The 13,657-nt window shown below is 57.7% G+C and carries 20 protein-coding genes and 1 riboswitch; of the genes, 7 read left to right on the top strand and 13 right to left on the bottom strand.

Annotated features, from left to right (window positions below; genetic code table 11):
* The first annotated feature begins 18 nt into the window (after positions 1-18).
* The gene (locus CPH17_RS13715; protein WP_096299889.1) at positions 19-699 is read left to right on the top strand and encodes a cupin domain-containing protein; all 681 of its coding nucleotides are present in this window, start codon (positions 19-21) and stop codon (positions 697-699) included.
* Here the strand turns inward: CPH17_RS13715 and CPH17_RS13710 are convergent.
* Together CPH17_RS13710 and gloA are read right to left on the bottom strand one after the other, a co-directional pair.
* Positions 691-1,053: a DUF6164 family protein gene (locus tag CPH17_RS13710; RefSeq protein ID WP_096299887.1), complete on the bottom strand. Its 363-nt coding sequence runs from the start codon at positions 1,051-1,053 to the stop codon at positions 691-693. The genes CPH17_RS13715 and CPH17_RS13710 overlap by 9 nt on opposite strands.
* 1 nt (position 1,054) lies before the next feature.
* A complete protein-coding gene (gene gloA / locus CPH17_RS13705) occupies positions 1,055-1,588 on the bottom strand; it encodes a lactoylglutathione lyase (RefSeq protein ID WP_096299885.1) in 534 nt (177 codons plus the stop codon).
* Positions 1,589-1,917: 329 nt separating this feature from the next.
* On the opposite strand from gloA, the gene CPH17_RS13700 reads away from it, so the two are divergent.
* The 6 genes from CPH17_RS13700 to CPH17_RS13675 all read left to right on the top strand — a co-directional run bounded on the left by CPH17_RS13700 (position 1,918) and on the right by CPH17_RS13675 (position 6,047).
* Positions 1,918-2,262 carry a hypothetical protein gene (locus CPH17_RS13700; RefSeq protein ID WP_074397813.1) on the top strand — a complete coding sequence of 115 codons (345 nt, stop codon included), beginning with the start codon at positions 1,918-1,920 and terminating at the stop codon, positions 2,260-2,262.
* Positions 2,263-2,308: 46 nt separating this feature from the next.
* Positions 2,309-2,405, top strand: a riboswitch (TPP riboswitch).
* A 23-nt stretch (positions 2,406-2,428) separates the two neighbouring features.
* Positions 2,429-3,238 (top strand): hydroxyethylthiazole kinase, encoded by an 810-nt coding sequence (gene thiM, locus CPH17_RS13695; RefSeq protein ID WP_096299883.1) that lies wholly within the window; start codon positions 2,429-2,431, stop codon positions 3,236-3,238.
* Positions 3,228-3,842: a thiamine phosphate synthase gene (gene thiE, locus CPH17_RS13690; RefSeq protein WP_096299881.1), complete on the top strand. Its 615-nt coding sequence runs from the start codon at positions 3,228-3,230 to the stop codon at positions 3,840-3,842. Before thiM ends, thiE begins: the two co-directional genes overlap by 11 nt.
* Positions 3,839-4,759: a LysR family transcriptional regulator gene (locus tag CPH17_RS13685; protein ID WP_096299879.1), complete on the top strand. Its 921-nt coding sequence runs from the start codon at positions 3,839-3,841 to the stop codon at positions 4,757-4,759. Before thiE ends, CPH17_RS13685 begins: the two co-directional genes overlap by 4 nt.
* A gap of 93 nt (positions 4,760-4,852) precedes the next feature.
* Positions 4,853-5,254 (top strand): DoxX family protein, encoded by a 402-nt coding sequence (locus CPH17_RS13680; RefSeq protein WP_197703494.1) that lies wholly within the window; start codon positions 4,853-4,855, stop codon positions 5,252-5,254.
* Positions 5,255-5,309: 55 nt separating this feature from the next.
* The gene (locus CPH17_RS13675; RefSeq protein ID WP_096299875.1) at positions 5,310-6,047 is read left to right on the top strand and encodes a DODA-type extradiol aromatic ring-opening family dioxygenase; all 738 of its coding nucleotides are present in this window, start codon (positions 5,310-5,312) and stop codon (positions 6,045-6,047) included.
* 7 nt (positions 6,048-6,054) lie between these two features.
* Here CPH17_RS13675 and CPH17_RS13670 read toward each other — a convergent pair whose 3' ends face one another.
* The 11 genes from CPH17_RS13670 to rpmD form a co-directional block, all read right to left on the bottom strand.
* Entirely contained in the window at positions 6,055-6,930 is an 876-nt protein-coding gene (locus CPH17_RS13670; RefSeq protein ID WP_231898031.1) for a DMT family transporter, read from the bottom strand.
* Between the two features lie 81 nt (positions 6,931-7,011).
* The gene (locus CPH17_RS13665; RefSeq protein WP_096299873.1) at positions 7,012-8,340 is read right to left on the bottom strand and encodes a D-alanyl-D-alanine carboxypeptidase; all 1,329 of its coding nucleotides are present in this window, start codon (positions 8,338-8,340) and stop codon (positions 7,012-7,014) included.
* Positions 8,341-8,499: 159 nt separating this feature from the next.
* A complete protein-coding gene (rplQ, locus tag CPH17_RS13660; RefSeq protein WP_096299871.1) occupies positions 8,500-8,886 on the bottom strand; it encodes a 50S ribosomal protein L17 in 387 nt (128 codons plus the stop codon).
* A gap of 39 nt (positions 8,887-8,925) precedes the next feature.
* A complete protein-coding gene (locus CPH17_RS13655) occupies positions 8,926-9,921 on the bottom strand; it encodes a DNA-directed RNA polymerase subunit alpha (protein WP_074397826.1) in 996 nt (331 codons plus the stop codon).
* A gap of 97 nt (positions 9,922-10,018) precedes the next feature.
* Positions 10,019-10,639 (bottom strand): 30S ribosomal protein S4, encoded by a 621-nt coding sequence (gene rpsD, locus CPH17_RS13650; protein ID WP_074397827.1) that lies wholly within the window; start codon positions 10,637-10,639, stop codon positions 10,019-10,021.
* Between the two features lie 12 nt (positions 10,640-10,651).
* On the bottom strand, positions 10,652-11,038 hold the full coding sequence (gene rpsK / locus CPH17_RS13645; RefSeq protein ID WP_027337525.1) for a 30S ribosomal protein S11: 387 nt from the start codon (positions 11,036-11,038) through the stop codon (positions 10,652-10,654).
* 39 nt (positions 11,039-11,077) lie between these two features.
* Entirely contained in the window at positions 11,078-11,434 is a 357-nt protein-coding gene (gene rpsM / locus CPH17_RS13640) for a 30S ribosomal protein S13 (protein WP_074397829.1), read from the bottom strand.
* A 122-nt stretch (positions 11,435-11,556) separates the two neighbouring features.
* Positions 11,557-11,670 carry a 50S ribosomal protein L36 gene (gene rpmJ, locus CPH17_RS13635; protein WP_008959154.1) on the bottom strand — a complete coding sequence of 38 codons (114 nt, stop codon included), beginning with the start codon at positions 11,668-11,670 and terminating at the stop codon, positions 11,557-11,559.
* Positions 11,671-11,699: 29 nt separating this feature from the next.
* Complete coding sequence (secY, locus tag CPH17_RS13630; RefSeq protein ID WP_074397831.1) at positions 11,700-13,031, bottom strand: preprotein translocase subunit SecY; 1,332 nt, start codon at positions 13,029-13,031, stop codon at positions 11,700-11,702.
* Entirely contained in the window at positions 13,032-13,466 is a 435-nt protein-coding gene (gene rplO, locus CPH17_RS13625) for a 50S ribosomal protein L15 (RefSeq protein ID WP_074397833.1), read from the bottom strand.
* Between the two features lie 3 nt (positions 13,467-13,469).
* A complete protein-coding gene (gene rpmD, locus CPH17_RS13620; RefSeq protein ID WP_074397834.1) occupies positions 13,470-13,652 on the bottom strand; it encodes a 50S ribosomal protein L30 in 183 nt (60 codons plus the stop codon).
* Between the last annotated feature and the right edge of the window lie 5 nt (positions 13,653-13,657).

Below are 13,657 nucleotides of genomic sequence, written 5' to 3'. Positions count from 1 at the left end.
CCTGCAAGAGTCAGCCCCATGCGTTTAAACGCCGACTTTACCCGCTTTGCCTGTGTGACACCGGAAGATTACCGCTGGGTGGCCTCGCCCAGCGCTGGCGTCGAACGGATGATGCTTGACCGTATTGGCAATGAAGTGGCGCGCGCCACAAGCCTTGTTCGCTACGCCCCCAACAGCCAGTTTGACCGCCATATCCACGGTGGTGGTGAAGAGATTTTAGTGCTGGAGGGCGTCTTTGCCGACGAGCATGGCCGTTACGCCGCCGGTAGCTATCTGCGCAACCCTATCGGTACAGGCCATACGCCGCAGATTGGCGATGAAGGCGCGCTGATTCTGGTCAAGCTCCATCAGTTTGACCCCAACGATGAGTTACAACTGGCGGTGCCCGCCCATCGCTTGCCCTGGCAGCCAGACCGCCGACCGGGCATCGCCTATAAAATGTTGCACACGTTTAAACAAGAGCGCGTCAGCCTGGAGCACTGGGAGGCAGGGCAAGCCATCAGCTATCCGGTGCTAACCGGTGGGTTGGAGTTTTTCGTTCTGGAAGGTACGTTGAGCGACGGCGACAGTGAATACACAGCGGGTAGCTGGTGTCGTTATCCCAGCGGCATGGCACTGACACTCACCGCCGGAACCGACGGGGTGCAGCTATATCTCAAACGCGGTCACTTGCCGCCCGCTCAGGCCGGATCAGCCTAAAGCGAGAAAGGGCAGGAGCGTTAACGCGATCAGCATGACGATGGCCACGCCCACCAGCGTGACTTGCACGGGGTGGGCGGTGAAGCGCTGCCATAGGGTTGGCGCATCGCCGCGCGCTAGCGCGTCATGATGTTCCTGCCTGGCGCGCGTCTGGCGCTCGGTTTGGTACTCGGCCAGCAGCGCCTGGGCATCCTCAAGCTGGCGTTTATCACGCAGCCAAATCGCATCGACACCCAGCCGAAAGAAGCCCGCCTGCGTCTCGTAGATATCCATGCCGTGGGCATCGAGTAACTGACGCACTTCCATGGCCTCTTCGTCGGTTACGTGGCGCAGGCGGAAAAGCAGATGTGCCATGCTATTCGCCCTTACCGGCCATCAGGTCCGCTTGGATCACTTCGATCCAGTAGCCATCCGGGTCTTTGACGAAAATTACATCCTTCATTTTGCCCTGATCGGCCCGTTTGACAAACGTCACGTCGTGCTCGTCGAACCATGCCTGTGCTGCGACTAAATCGGGTACGCTAAAGCAAATATGACCAAAGCCTTGCGGTTCGGCGTTGCCATCGTGGTAGGCAAAGTCGTCCTGGTTTTCTGTTCCCCAGTTGTGGGTCAGCTCTAGAAGACCCTTCTGGCTAAACGTCCAGGCGGTGCGCGCCTTTGTCTCTTCGGGTACGTCTTCGCCGCCTTCGAGGTTCGCAAGGAAGTAAAGCGAGAACTGCATTTCCTCGAAATCGAGCCGACGCATCACCTGCATGCCAAACACCCGGGAATAAAACGACAGCGCCTGCTTGGGGTCCTTGACCCGCAACATGGTGTGGTTCAGGCGGAAGCCTTGGGTCTGCTTAGGGGCAGGTTTCACTCCTGGATGCTGTTCACCTTGAAACGGCATGCGCTATCTCCTTTGACGTATCGGTTACTTTGTATAAGCCTTTAGAGACTCTGCACAATGTCTCTACTTACCCTTATGATTGCCCAATTTCGGTGTCTATCGCTTCATCATGAGGGCAATCTGACAAATTACCAACCCTGGACAAGAGGCCTTATGTCCCTCGAGCTCAATGTACTGAGTGCACCGCCCACCCCGTGCTACCACGCCCCAAAGCCGGCTTCTAACGCGTCTTGCTCTGGAATTCCTATGCAAACGTCCTACGCTTTAATTATGTCGTTATACAAGACGCTAGGTAATATCTAGCTGAGCGCGTCCATCAGGAGCCGGTAATGACCTCGATTGATATGACCCTTGGCGATCACATCACGTTGAAGCAGCTTTCCCAAGCGCTCCGCAACGGTTTTTCGCCAATTGTGGAAGTGGAATCCATGGACGGTATCTATAAAGTCCGTTTTCACCATGCCAACGGTGTCTCCGATTTATCCAATGCCGAAGGACACGTCAGCACTTTCCTGGGCACTGGCGAAATCCGCGATACGCTGGGTGAATTAGGCTTAACCCACGGCATCCTGACGTTTGCTGATCAATGCGGCGACGAAATGATTGGCGTTGAGGGAAAAGCCATGACACCTGATGAAATGCTCACCTACGGAACACGCATCTCGTTTCGCTAGATGCCGCTGCCAGGGCTTTACAGACCGGCTCAACACGAAGATAGTATCAACACGACAGGGGCGCTCGTGACAGAACGGGCTGAGACGCACCCTTATAACCTGAACCGGCTAATACCGGCGTAGGGAGTCGTGGCGCGCTTGCCACCTCCCCCGTCGGGAGGATGCTATGACGCTACCCCCACTTGGTGACTCCCTCGCAAAACTTCATGCTAGCACTCCGCTAGTCCATTGCATTACCAACTATGTGGCGATGAACAGCAGCGCCAATGTGTTGCTTGCCGCTGGCGCCTCCCCCGCCATGCTACATGCCCAAGAAGAGGTGGCAGAGTTTACCCAGCTAGCTGGTGCGCTCTCGATTAATATCGGAACCCTTTCAGCTCCTTGGGCCGATGCCATGCTTATCGCCGCAAAGACCGCGAATGCCTGTAGCGTTCCTTGGGTTCTAGACCCAGTGGCCGTTGGTGCCACCGGCTATCGCCAGACCGTCTGCACAGCACTATTGACCCACCAACCCAGCGTTATTCGCGCTAATGCCTCCGAAATACTTGCGCTCAATGGATTAAACCACCAGGGCCGCGGCGTCGATGCGACCGCCGCTACCGAGGATGCCCTGGCAGCCGCCATGGCTCTAGCCGAGCAGTATCGCTGTGTGGTCGCCATGACCGGGGAGCGGGACGTGATTACCGATGGCGACAAGTGCTACATCATCAACGGCGGCCACCCAATGATGCCCCGAGTTACAACGCTAGGCTGTGGGCTTAGCGCCTTGGTGGCGGCGTTTGTCGCAGCAACCCCCGACGCGCCGCTGGACGCCAGCAGTGCAGCAATGGCGTGCTTTGCCCTGGCCGGTCAACGCGCAGGGGCTATAACTAAGGGGCCGGGAAGTTTTTACGTTGCCTTCTTGGATGCACTGTACCAACTCACCCCGGACGAGCTCAGCCAGTTCGCCCAGCGGGAGGTGTCGCATGCTGCTTGATCTGTCGCTCTATTTGGTCACCGATGCAACGCTGTGTCAGCGCCATGGGCTTGAGAACACCGTCCGCGAAGCCGTCAGCGGCGGCGTTAGCATTGTACAACTACGCGACAAGCATGCCAGTGACGCCGACATGATCGACCAGGCACGGCGCTTGAAAGCCGTGCTGGCGGGTAGCGGGGTGCCACTGATTATTAATGACCGCCTCGAGGTGGCATTGGCAAGCCAGGCGGATGGACTGCACGTCGGGCAAAGCGATACGGCCGTGCACCAGGCACGCCTGGCAATGGGGCCGGAGGCCATACTGGGACTTTCGATCAACACAGTGGAGCAGCTTCAGGCAGTACCCACCGACCTGCTTGATTACGTGGGCATCGGGCCGGTGTTTGCCACGCCCAGCAAACAAGATCACGCCCAGCCGATTGGTTTTGGCGGGCTCGCCTCCCTGGTCAATGCCTGCCCGCTACCCAGTGTGGCCATCGGCGGGCTCAATGCCAGCCACTCAAGCGCCGTGCGGCGCGCCGGTGCCCATGGGCTGGCGGTCATATCGGCGATCTGCGGTCAGCCTGATCCACGCCAGGCGGCGCTGGCGTTTAGCGACCAATGAATCGCCTTGATGACATCACGGCTTTCGTCAAAGTCGCCGAGCTGGGTAGCTACACCCGCGCCGCTGAAGCGCTCGATCTCTCACGAACGCGGGTATCTCGACAGGTAATGGCACTGGAAGAAGCGCTGGGCGCCCGATTGATTCAGCGCACCACGCGGCGGCTGCATCTTACCGAGGCCGGCGAGCGTTACCTGGCCCGGGCGCAGGGTATCTTGCTTGCTCTGGAAGAAGCCGCCGCTGAAGTGAGCAGCGGCACCTGTACCGTCAGCGGGCGGCTGCGCATCAACGGCCCCATGAGTTTCGGCACACGCTACCTCGCACCACAGGTCGCCCGGTTCATGCAGGCGCACCCCGGCCTCGACATCCGCCTGGACCTGAACGATCGCCGGGTAGACCTGCTGGAAGAAGGCTACGATCTGGCCATCCGGATTGGCAGCCTGCCCGACTCCAGCCTGATTGCAAAGCGCCTTACCCGCTGTCAGCTGGTGTTTTGCGCCTCACCTGAGTACCTGGCGCAGCACGGCACGCCAGCGCGTATTGAAGACCTCTCGCAGCACCGCTGCCTGCGCTATCGCAGCGGCCAGAACAGCGGCCACTGGTACGTCGGCAAACAAACGCTGGCCGTCTCGGGGCCGCTTGAGAGCAACAACGGCGATATGCTGACCCAGGCCGCCGAGGCAGGCCTGGGAATTGCCCAGCAGCCTAGCTTTCTGCTGCCCGAGAGCATCGCCAGCGGGCGGTTGGTGCCCATTCTCTTGAAGGCGCCACCAACGCTGTTGGAGATTCACGCTCTGTATCCCGCCCGGCGCCACCTGCCCGCCAAGGTGGCGCGTTTCATTGATATACTCGCGGACGCCTGGGGCGACCCGCCGTCGTGGGAAACGGAAATGGGATTGTCGCCTGTTGCGCAACAGTGAAGTGCTTGGCCAAGGGATTATCGAGCTCCCGCGCGGTCGTATAGTGGTGCCATCGCATCCCGCGTGATGCCTACTACCACGAGAGAGACCGCCATGACCCCTTCGTCTTCCCTACCCCGTCACACCACTGCCCTGCTGCGCATCAGCCTGGGCGTGATGGCCCTGGCCCACGGCCTGATGAAAGTTTTTGTATTCACCCTACCCGGCACCGTTGCCTACTTCGAGTCGCTGGGTTTACCCGGTTTCATGGCCTATTTGACCATCGCTGCTGAAGTGGGCGGCGGCATCGCCCTGGTGCTCGGCGTGTATACCCGTTGGGTGAGCCTGGCCCTGGTGCCGGTACTGCTCGGCGCTGCCTGGGCACACCTTGGCAATGGCTGGGTGTTCTCCAACCCCGGCGGTGGCTGGGAGTTTCCGGTATTCTGGGCGATTGCGCTGCTCGTTCAGGCAGGCCTGGGCAGTGGCAGCTGGGTGTTGAACCGCCGATTGGCATAAGCTTGACGCTGGCACTGGCCTGGTTGCTGGTGTCGGCCCACGATGGAGTTTCCCCATGTTACCTAGCCTGTTTATTTCCCATGGTTCGCCCATGCTGGCCCTGAATAAGACGCCAGCCCACGCGTTTCTGCGCGGGCTGGGCAAGCGGCTTTCCCCCAAGGCAGTGATCGTGGTGTCGGCCCATTGGGAGAGCACCGCGCTCAAAGTCAGCGTCAGCGCCAAGCCGGAGACGATTCATGATTTTGGCGGCTTCCCTCAGGCGCTTTTCGACTGTCGGTATCCAGCTCCCGGCGACCCTGAGCTGGCAGAGCGACTGGCCAGGCTGCTCGACGCCGAGCGGGTCGAACGCGGCCTGGATCACGGCGCCTGGGTGCCCCTTTCGTTGATGTTTCCTGACGCCAATGTGCCGGTTGTGTCGCTGTCGCTTCCCGTACGCTGGAGCAATGCAGCGCTCGTGACGCTGGGTGAACAGCTATCGGCGCTGCGCGATGAGGGCATCCTGGTAATCGGCTCGGGCAGCCTGACCCACAACCTGTATGAAATCATGCCGCCGGACAGCCCCATGCCGCTCTGGGTGGATGCCTTTGCCCAGTGGGTCAACGCGCGCCTCAGCAACGGCGACCGGGAAGCCCTGCTCGACTGGGAAAGCGCACCCCATGCCCGGCAAAATCACCCGACGCCTGAGCACTTCCAGCCGCTGCTGGTGGCCATGGGCGCCGGTGGCGAAGCCACACAGCTGCACCATAGCGTAGAGCATGGCGTTCTCGCCATGGATGTCTACCAGTTCGCTTAGGCCCAGGCTAGGCGGTTGGACGACGTTTCAGGGTCGTGCGTCGGTCGTGGTAGGCAATCGCCAGGCCGCTGGCCATAATCAACGCACTGCCGACCCATACCCACAGGTCGGGTAGCTCCCCCCAGAACCACCAGCCGAGCAGCACAGCCCACAGCATGGCGGTGTAATCGAACGGGGCGGCTATCGCCGCTGGCGTAAAGCGAAACGCCAAGGTGATAAAGGCGGTGGCCGCCACGCCCAACACGCCTGAAGCCAAAAAACCGACCCAGTGCCATGGCTGCGGCGTCTGCCACACCCACGGCAATGTCAGCCCGGTCACCACCAAGGGCACACAGGTCATGTAAAACAACATTGCCCAAAGGTGCTCGCGCCCCCCATAGCGGCGCGCGGTAATCATCATCAAGGCATAGAATAGTGCCGCTCCGACCAAAGCTAAGGCACCCAGTTGAAACGCATCGCCACTGGGGCGCACGACAATCAGCACCCCAACAAACCCCACAAGCGACGCAATCAGCACCGGGGGATCAATACGCTCACCCAGCAACGGTACCGACAGCAGGGTGACAAACAGCGGTGCCACAAAGGCAATCGCGGTCGCCTCAGCCAGCGGTAATAGCGTTAACCCCAGTACAAAACAGACCATCGTAGCGGTATATATCAACCCGCGCAGCAGGTGTACGCGTGGTCGTTTGGTGCGCAGCTTGCGCAGGCCACCGGCAAAGTGAGCGAGCAGGGCAATCAGCGGCAGCGAGATCAGGGTACGGAAAAAAATGATCTGCAGCGGCGAGTGCACCTCACCTAGCCATTTGGAAACGGCGTCCCCTAGCGCCAGGAACAAAACGCCCAGACACATGCAGAGGATGCCTTTCAGGGACGTGGTCACCGCGATCTCCTTTGTTCTTCCTCACCTAAAAGCAAAAAACCCCGCCAAAAGCCTTTGGCGGGGTGATCGCACCATACCGCGCTAGAGACTGGCGTTAACGACTAAGCAATCCATTCCTCGCGAACGCAATTGCTCGCAGGCTTGACGCGCTTGCTGCTCTTCGAGCGCCATGAGCCGAGCACGAAATACCGGCGTTTGGCCTACCGATGCATCGACTGCCACTTGCCCTTCTACATCACGGGGCAAATACCCGGCCGCTTCACGCGCATAGCGCTGAGCTTGATCTTCTTGACTGAAAGCGCCCACCTGGATACCCCAGCCACTTGCTGAGGCACGCGATGCCATAACACGCTCGCGATCAATAAAAGCTTGCAGTGGGTCCTCTTGCGGCTCGCGATCCTGCGCTTCGGTAGGCGCCTCTGGGGTTGGCTCAGACGGCTCCGCTTCCGGCGTATAAGTCGCTACCACGGGTGACGTTTCTGACGGCTGTGGGGGTGCTGGCATGTCTTTTGGTGCCGATGAAAAGGCCATATACTCGTCGGAAAAGCTCAAATCGGCCACCCAATTACGCTGGTCCCGTAGCGTTGCCCGGGCAAAACTTCGATCCAGCAGACTGGCCATGTGCTTGTCTCGCGACTGCGCAGTAAAACCGCCCATCACAATGCCCATCAGCCGACGATCACCGCGCATCGCGGTCGTCACCACATTGAAACCCGAGGCGCGGATAAAGCCGGTTTTCAAGCCATCCGCACCGGGGTAATCACGCACCAGGCGATTGTGACTGGTGTGCTTGGTACCCCGATAGGTGAACTCTTGCAGGCCGAAGTAATGATAATAATCGGGGAAATCCTGCATTACCCGAACCGCCAGCGTCACCATATCCCGAGCCGTGGTTATCTGCTGGTCATCGGGAAGCCCTGAGGCATTGCGAAAGGTGGTGTTGGGCATCCCCAGTTCCCGGGCTTTTTCGGTCATCAATTGGGCAAAGCGACCCTCACTTCCTCCGATTGCCTCCGCCATGACGACCGCCACGTCATTGGCCGAACGTACGGCTAAGGCTCGAATGGCCTCATCAACTAAAATTGAACTGCCAGACGATAGCCATAATTTTGACGCGGGCATGGACGCTGCCTGGGAAGATACCGGCAACGCCTGATCCAAACGCAAACGCCCTTCGTCGAGCGCTTCAAAGGCTAGGTAGAGCGTCATGATTTTGGTTAGCGAAGCGGGATAGCGACGAGCATCGGCATTTTCCGAGTAGAGAACTTCACCTTCATCCAGGTCAACGACCATCCCAGCATAGCGAGGGTTAGCCGCCTGAAGGGGCAATGCGGTGACGATTAACAGTAATCCTATAAACAGCGCGCCGCTTTGAATAGACGCGCCGAGCCGCCATCGCCTCGCTATCATACATCCCCCTAGAATTGTACTTTTAACCACCGCGATCTTGTTTAATCTGCGTATCAGGCTAACGTCCTGAGTATATACGCAGAACTGGCTAAACGGCGATATAAAAAAAACCGACCCGTAAGGGGTCGGTTTTAGCGTTGACGGGGCGTCAGCAGCGAATTACTCCTCTGCCACGGCCTCTTCAACGACGGGACGATCGACAAGCTCAACGAACGCCATGGGCGCATTGTCGCCGGTGCGGTAACCGCACTTGAGAATACGGACGTAACCACCCGGACGCTCGGCGTAACGCGGACCCAACTCGTTGAACAATTTGCCGACGGCTTCTTTAGAGCGCGTGCGGGAAAATGCCAAACGACGATTGGCAACGCTGTCCTGCTTAGACAAGGTGATTAGCGGCTCAATAACGCGACGCAATTCCTTGGCCTTAGGCAGGGTTGTCTTAATAACTTCATGTTCGACCAGCGAGACAGACATGTTCTTGAACATGGCCTGCCGATGCGAGCTGGTACGATTCAGATGACGACCACTCTTACGATGACGCATGGTTGTGATTCCTTACCAAACTGGGACTCGAGTCGACACTCACGCGGAGGCCTTGTCGTCCTTCAGGCTAGCCGGCGGCCAATTTTCCAACCGCATGCCGAGGGACAAGCCACGCGCTGCCAAAACATCCTTGATTTCATTCAGGGATTTCTTGCCGAGGTTCGGTGTCTTCAACAGCTCAACTTCAGTGCGCTGGATAAGATCACCAATATAGTAAATATTCTCGGCTTTTAGGCAGTTCGCGCTGCGAACGGTCAACTCAAGATCGTCTACGGGGCGCAATAGGATAGGATCAACATGATCCTCTTCCTCTTCGACTACCTGCTCTTTATCTGCTTCCAGGTCGACGAAGGCGGCCAGCTGCTCTTGCAGGATGGTCGCACTGCGGCGGATAGCCTCTTCCGGATCCAGGGTACCGTCGGTTTCCAAGTCGATAATCAGCTTATCGAGGTCGGTGCGCTGCTCAACACGAGCAGCCTCAACCGCATAGGAAACACGGCGGACAGGGCTGAAGGTGGCATCCAGCTGCAAGCGACCAATAGCACGGGTCTCTTCATCAGAGCCACGGGCATCAGCCGGTTCGTAACCACGACCCAGCGCTACCTTAAGCTGAATCTTCAGCTCGGCACCTTCATTGACGTGTGCAATGACGTGATCCGGGTTGACGATTTCGACGCTATGATCAAGCGCAATGTCGCCAGCGGTGACGACGGCTGGGCCCTGCTTGTTCAGCGAGAGCACCGCCTCATCGCGGCTGTGCATCTTGATCGCAACATCTTTCAAGTTCAGGAGGATTTCAATGACATCTTCCTGCACCCCTTCGAGGGCACTATATTCGTGCTCGACACCCGCAATTTCGGCCTCTACCACGGCACAGCCGGGCATTGACGAAAGCAGAATGCGGCGCAGTGCATTCCCCAGGGTGTGACCAAAACCACGCTCGAACGGTTCGAGGACGATTTTGGCGTGATGTGCGCTGATTTCTTCGACCTTGATGTCACGAGGACGGAGAAACTCTGTCACTGAACGCTGCATATGAACACCTTTCAGGCTGCCAAACGGATACTTGGTACTCGGGATAACCTGGTGCTGGCAGTAGACCTGCACCAGATCAACAAGAAGCAGACTTTGCTTACTTGGAGTACAGCTCGACGATCAGGTTTTCGTTGATGTCGGCAGTCAGGTCACCGCGTTCAGGCAGAGCCTTGAAAGTGCCTTCCATCTTCTTGGCGTCGGTTTCGATCCACGCCACATCACCACGGTTGGCCGCAATGGACAACGCGTTTTGGATGCGAGCCTGGTTCTTCGCCTTTTCGCGAATGGAAACAACGTCACCCGGCTTCACTTGGTAGGAAGCCACGTTAACGGTGCGACCGTTCACGGCAATCGCCTTGTGGCTGACCAGCTGACGCGCTTCAGAGCGAGTCGAGCCGAAGCCGATGCGGTAGACGACATTATCCAGTCGGGATTCGAGCAACTGCAACAATACTTCACCGGTCGCGCCTTTCAGGCGAGCGGCTTCTTTGTAGTAGTTGCGGAACTGCTTTTCGAGTACGCCATACATACGACGTACTTTTTGCTTCTCGCGAAGCTGCAAGCCGTAGTCTGAAAGACGCTGACGGCGCTGGCCGTGTACACCCGGGATTTGCTCGGATTTACACTTTTTCTCGAAGGGAGTCACGCCACTCTTCAAAAAGAGATCGGTGCCTTCACGACGAGACAATTTGCACTTCGGTCCAATATAACGGGCCATGAATCTGTCTCCTTAAACGCGGCGTTTCTTCGGCGGACGGCAGCCATTATGGGGGATGGGCGTCGCGTCGATAATGCTTTGCACGCGGAAGCCGGCGGCATTCAGTGCGCGCACGGCGGATTCACGACCGGGACCGGGGCCTTTGACCAGCACGTCGACGTTTTTCACACCATACTCGGCTGCAGCAGTTGCTGCACGTTCGCTTGCCACTTGAGCAGCGAACGGGGTGCTCTTGCGAGAACCACGAAAACCCGAACCACCGGCAGTCGCCCATGACAGAGCGTTGCCCTGGCGGTCTGTGATCGTCACGATCGTGTTGTTAAAAGAGGCATGGATATGCGCAACCGCATCCACTACCTGCTTTTTAACCTTTTTACGGTTACTACGCGGGTTAGCCATGTTGATGTCTATTCCTGTCTTTACGCCAGAACGTGCGTGTTATTTGCGGATCGGCTTACGCGGGCCCTTACGGGTACGCGCGTTAGTCTTAGTCCGCTGACCACGCAGCGGAAGACTACGACGATGACGCAGACCACGGTAGCAGCCTAAGTCCATGAGACGCTTAATGTTCAGCGTAACATCACGACGAAGGTCGCCTTCTACGGTGTACTTACCAACTTCAGAACGCAGGGTGTCGACTTCTTCAGAAGACAGGTCCTGGATCTTGGCAGTCAGCGCAATACCGGCAGCAGCACAGATGTGCTCTGCACGAGTACGGCCAATCCCGAAGATATAGGTCAGCGAGATCGCCGCATGCTTGTTGTCCGGGATATTGACGCCTGCAATACGGGCCATCAGCTTACTCCGAAATTTGAGCGGCTTGCTCGTTAATCATCTTTAAAAGGCGCAACAGCATACCCCTTTAGCTGCCAAAAGGCAAGGGGTATGCCGGCACCCGCTTAATACAGTCCAGGAAATTAACCCTGACGCTGCTTATGCCGTGGTTCGCTGCAAATGACGCGAACTGCGCCATTGCGACGAATGATCTTACAGTTACGGCACATTTTCTTTACGGAAGCTCGAACTTTCATCGTTCTCTCCAATACGGACGGCACGCGCCTTAGCGCATAATGCCGCCACTACCGTAGCCTTTCAGGTTGGACTTCTTCATCACTGAGTCATATTGATGCGACATGAGGTGCGACTGCACCTGGGCCATGAAGTCCATGATAACCACAACCACGATCAGTAACGAGGTACCGCCAAAGAAGAACGGCACGTTCCACGCTACGATCAAAAACTGGGGCATCAGGGAAACCGCAGTGATGTACAAGGCACCAAACAACGTTAAACGCGTCATGACCTTGTCAATGTAGCGAGCGGTCTGCTCACCAGGACGAATACCCGGTAGAAACGCACCTGACTTTTTCAGATTGTCAGCTACATCCTTGGGGTTAAAGACCAGCGCTGTGTAAAAGAAGCAGAAGAATACCACTGCCGCCCCAAAAAGCAAGATGTAAAGCGGCTGGCCGGGGCCTAATGCTTGCGAGGCACGCTGCAACCACTCCATACCATCGCCTGCACCTACCCACTGGCCGATCGAGGCCGGGAAGAGCAGGATACTGGAAGCGAAGATGGCGGGAATAACGCCCGCCATATTCACTTTCAGCGGCAGGTAGCTGCTTTGCCCTGCATACATCTTGTTGCCGACTTGGCGTCGCGGATAATTCACTTTCAGGCGGCGTTGACCGCGCTCGATGAACACCACAAACGCTACAGTGGCAATACCCAGTGCCGCTAACGCTAACAGAGGCAGTACGTTCCAGGCCCCTTCGTTGCGGGCCAATTCAAACGCCTGGCCCACGGCACTGGGAAGCCCAGCCACAATACCGGCAAAGATCAGCAACGAAATACCGTTGCCGATGCCTTTCTCGGTAATCTGCTCACCCAGCCACATCATGAATACCGCGCCTGATACGAACGTAATCACGGCGGTAAAATAGAAGCTGAAGTCAGCCGTGTACGCGATACCTTGGCTAGCCAAACCGACGGACATACCGACAGCCTGAACAAAGGCCAGTATCACCGTGCCGTAGCGGGTGTACTGACTAATCTTGCGGCGGCCGGCCTCACCCTCTTTCTTGAGCTGTTCAAGATGAGGAGAGACCGCAGTCATCAGCTGCATGATAATCGACGCCGAAATATAGGGCATAATACCCAGGGCGAGGACACTCATGCGCTCCAGGGCGCCACCCGAGAACATGTTAAACATGCCCAGGATGGTGCCCTGTTGCTCCCTAAACAAGGCAGCAAGCTGGTCAGGATTGATACCGGGAACGGGAATGTGGGCACCGATACGGTACACCACGATGGCGAGGAGCACGAAGCGCAAACGCGCCCACAGTTCACTCAGACCGCTGCCCATCGCCGGCATGTTTCCTGACTTGGCCATTTAGTCCTCTACCTTGCCGCCAGCGGCTTCGATCGCTTCACGGGCACCTTTGGTGACCTTGATTCCGCGAACGGTAACCGCTTTTTTCAGTTCGCCAGAAAGGATGATTTTCGCGTGTAGCGTCGCATCCTTCAGCACGTTAGCTTGCTTCAGCGTGTCGAGGGTTACCTCGTCACCAGCTACTTGAGCCAGCTCAGCTAAGCGCACTTCTTCTGACACCAGCGACTTGGCCGAGGTAAAACCAAATTTCGGCAGACGGCGCTGCAATGGCATCTGACCGCCTTCGAAACCTGGCTTAACGCTACCGCCGCTACGTGCTTTCTGGCCTTTGTGGCCACGGCCAGCGGTCTTACCCAGACCGGAACCGATACCACGACCAACGCGCTTTGCAGCGTGTTTAGAGCCCGGTGCCGGGCTCAAGGTATTGAGTTTCATGGATTACTCTCCCTCAACGCGCACAAGGTAGTTCACCTTGTGGATCATGCCGCGTACGGCAGGGGTGTCTTCCAGCTCAACCGAATGACCGATGCGACGCAGGCCCAAACCACTGATAGTAGCCTTGTGCTTGGGCAGAACGCCGATGGTGCTGCGGATCTGGGTAACCTTGATCGTTGCTGCCATGGTGT

It is taken from the genome of Halomonas sp. hl-4, from assembly GCF_900215475.1.
Taxonomy (GTDB): Bacteria; Pseudomonadota; Gammaproteobacteria; order Pseudomonadales; family Halomonadaceae; genus Vreelandella.
Note: the sequence above shows the minus strand (reverse complement) of the source record. Positions and strands in the feature narration are given on the sequence as shown.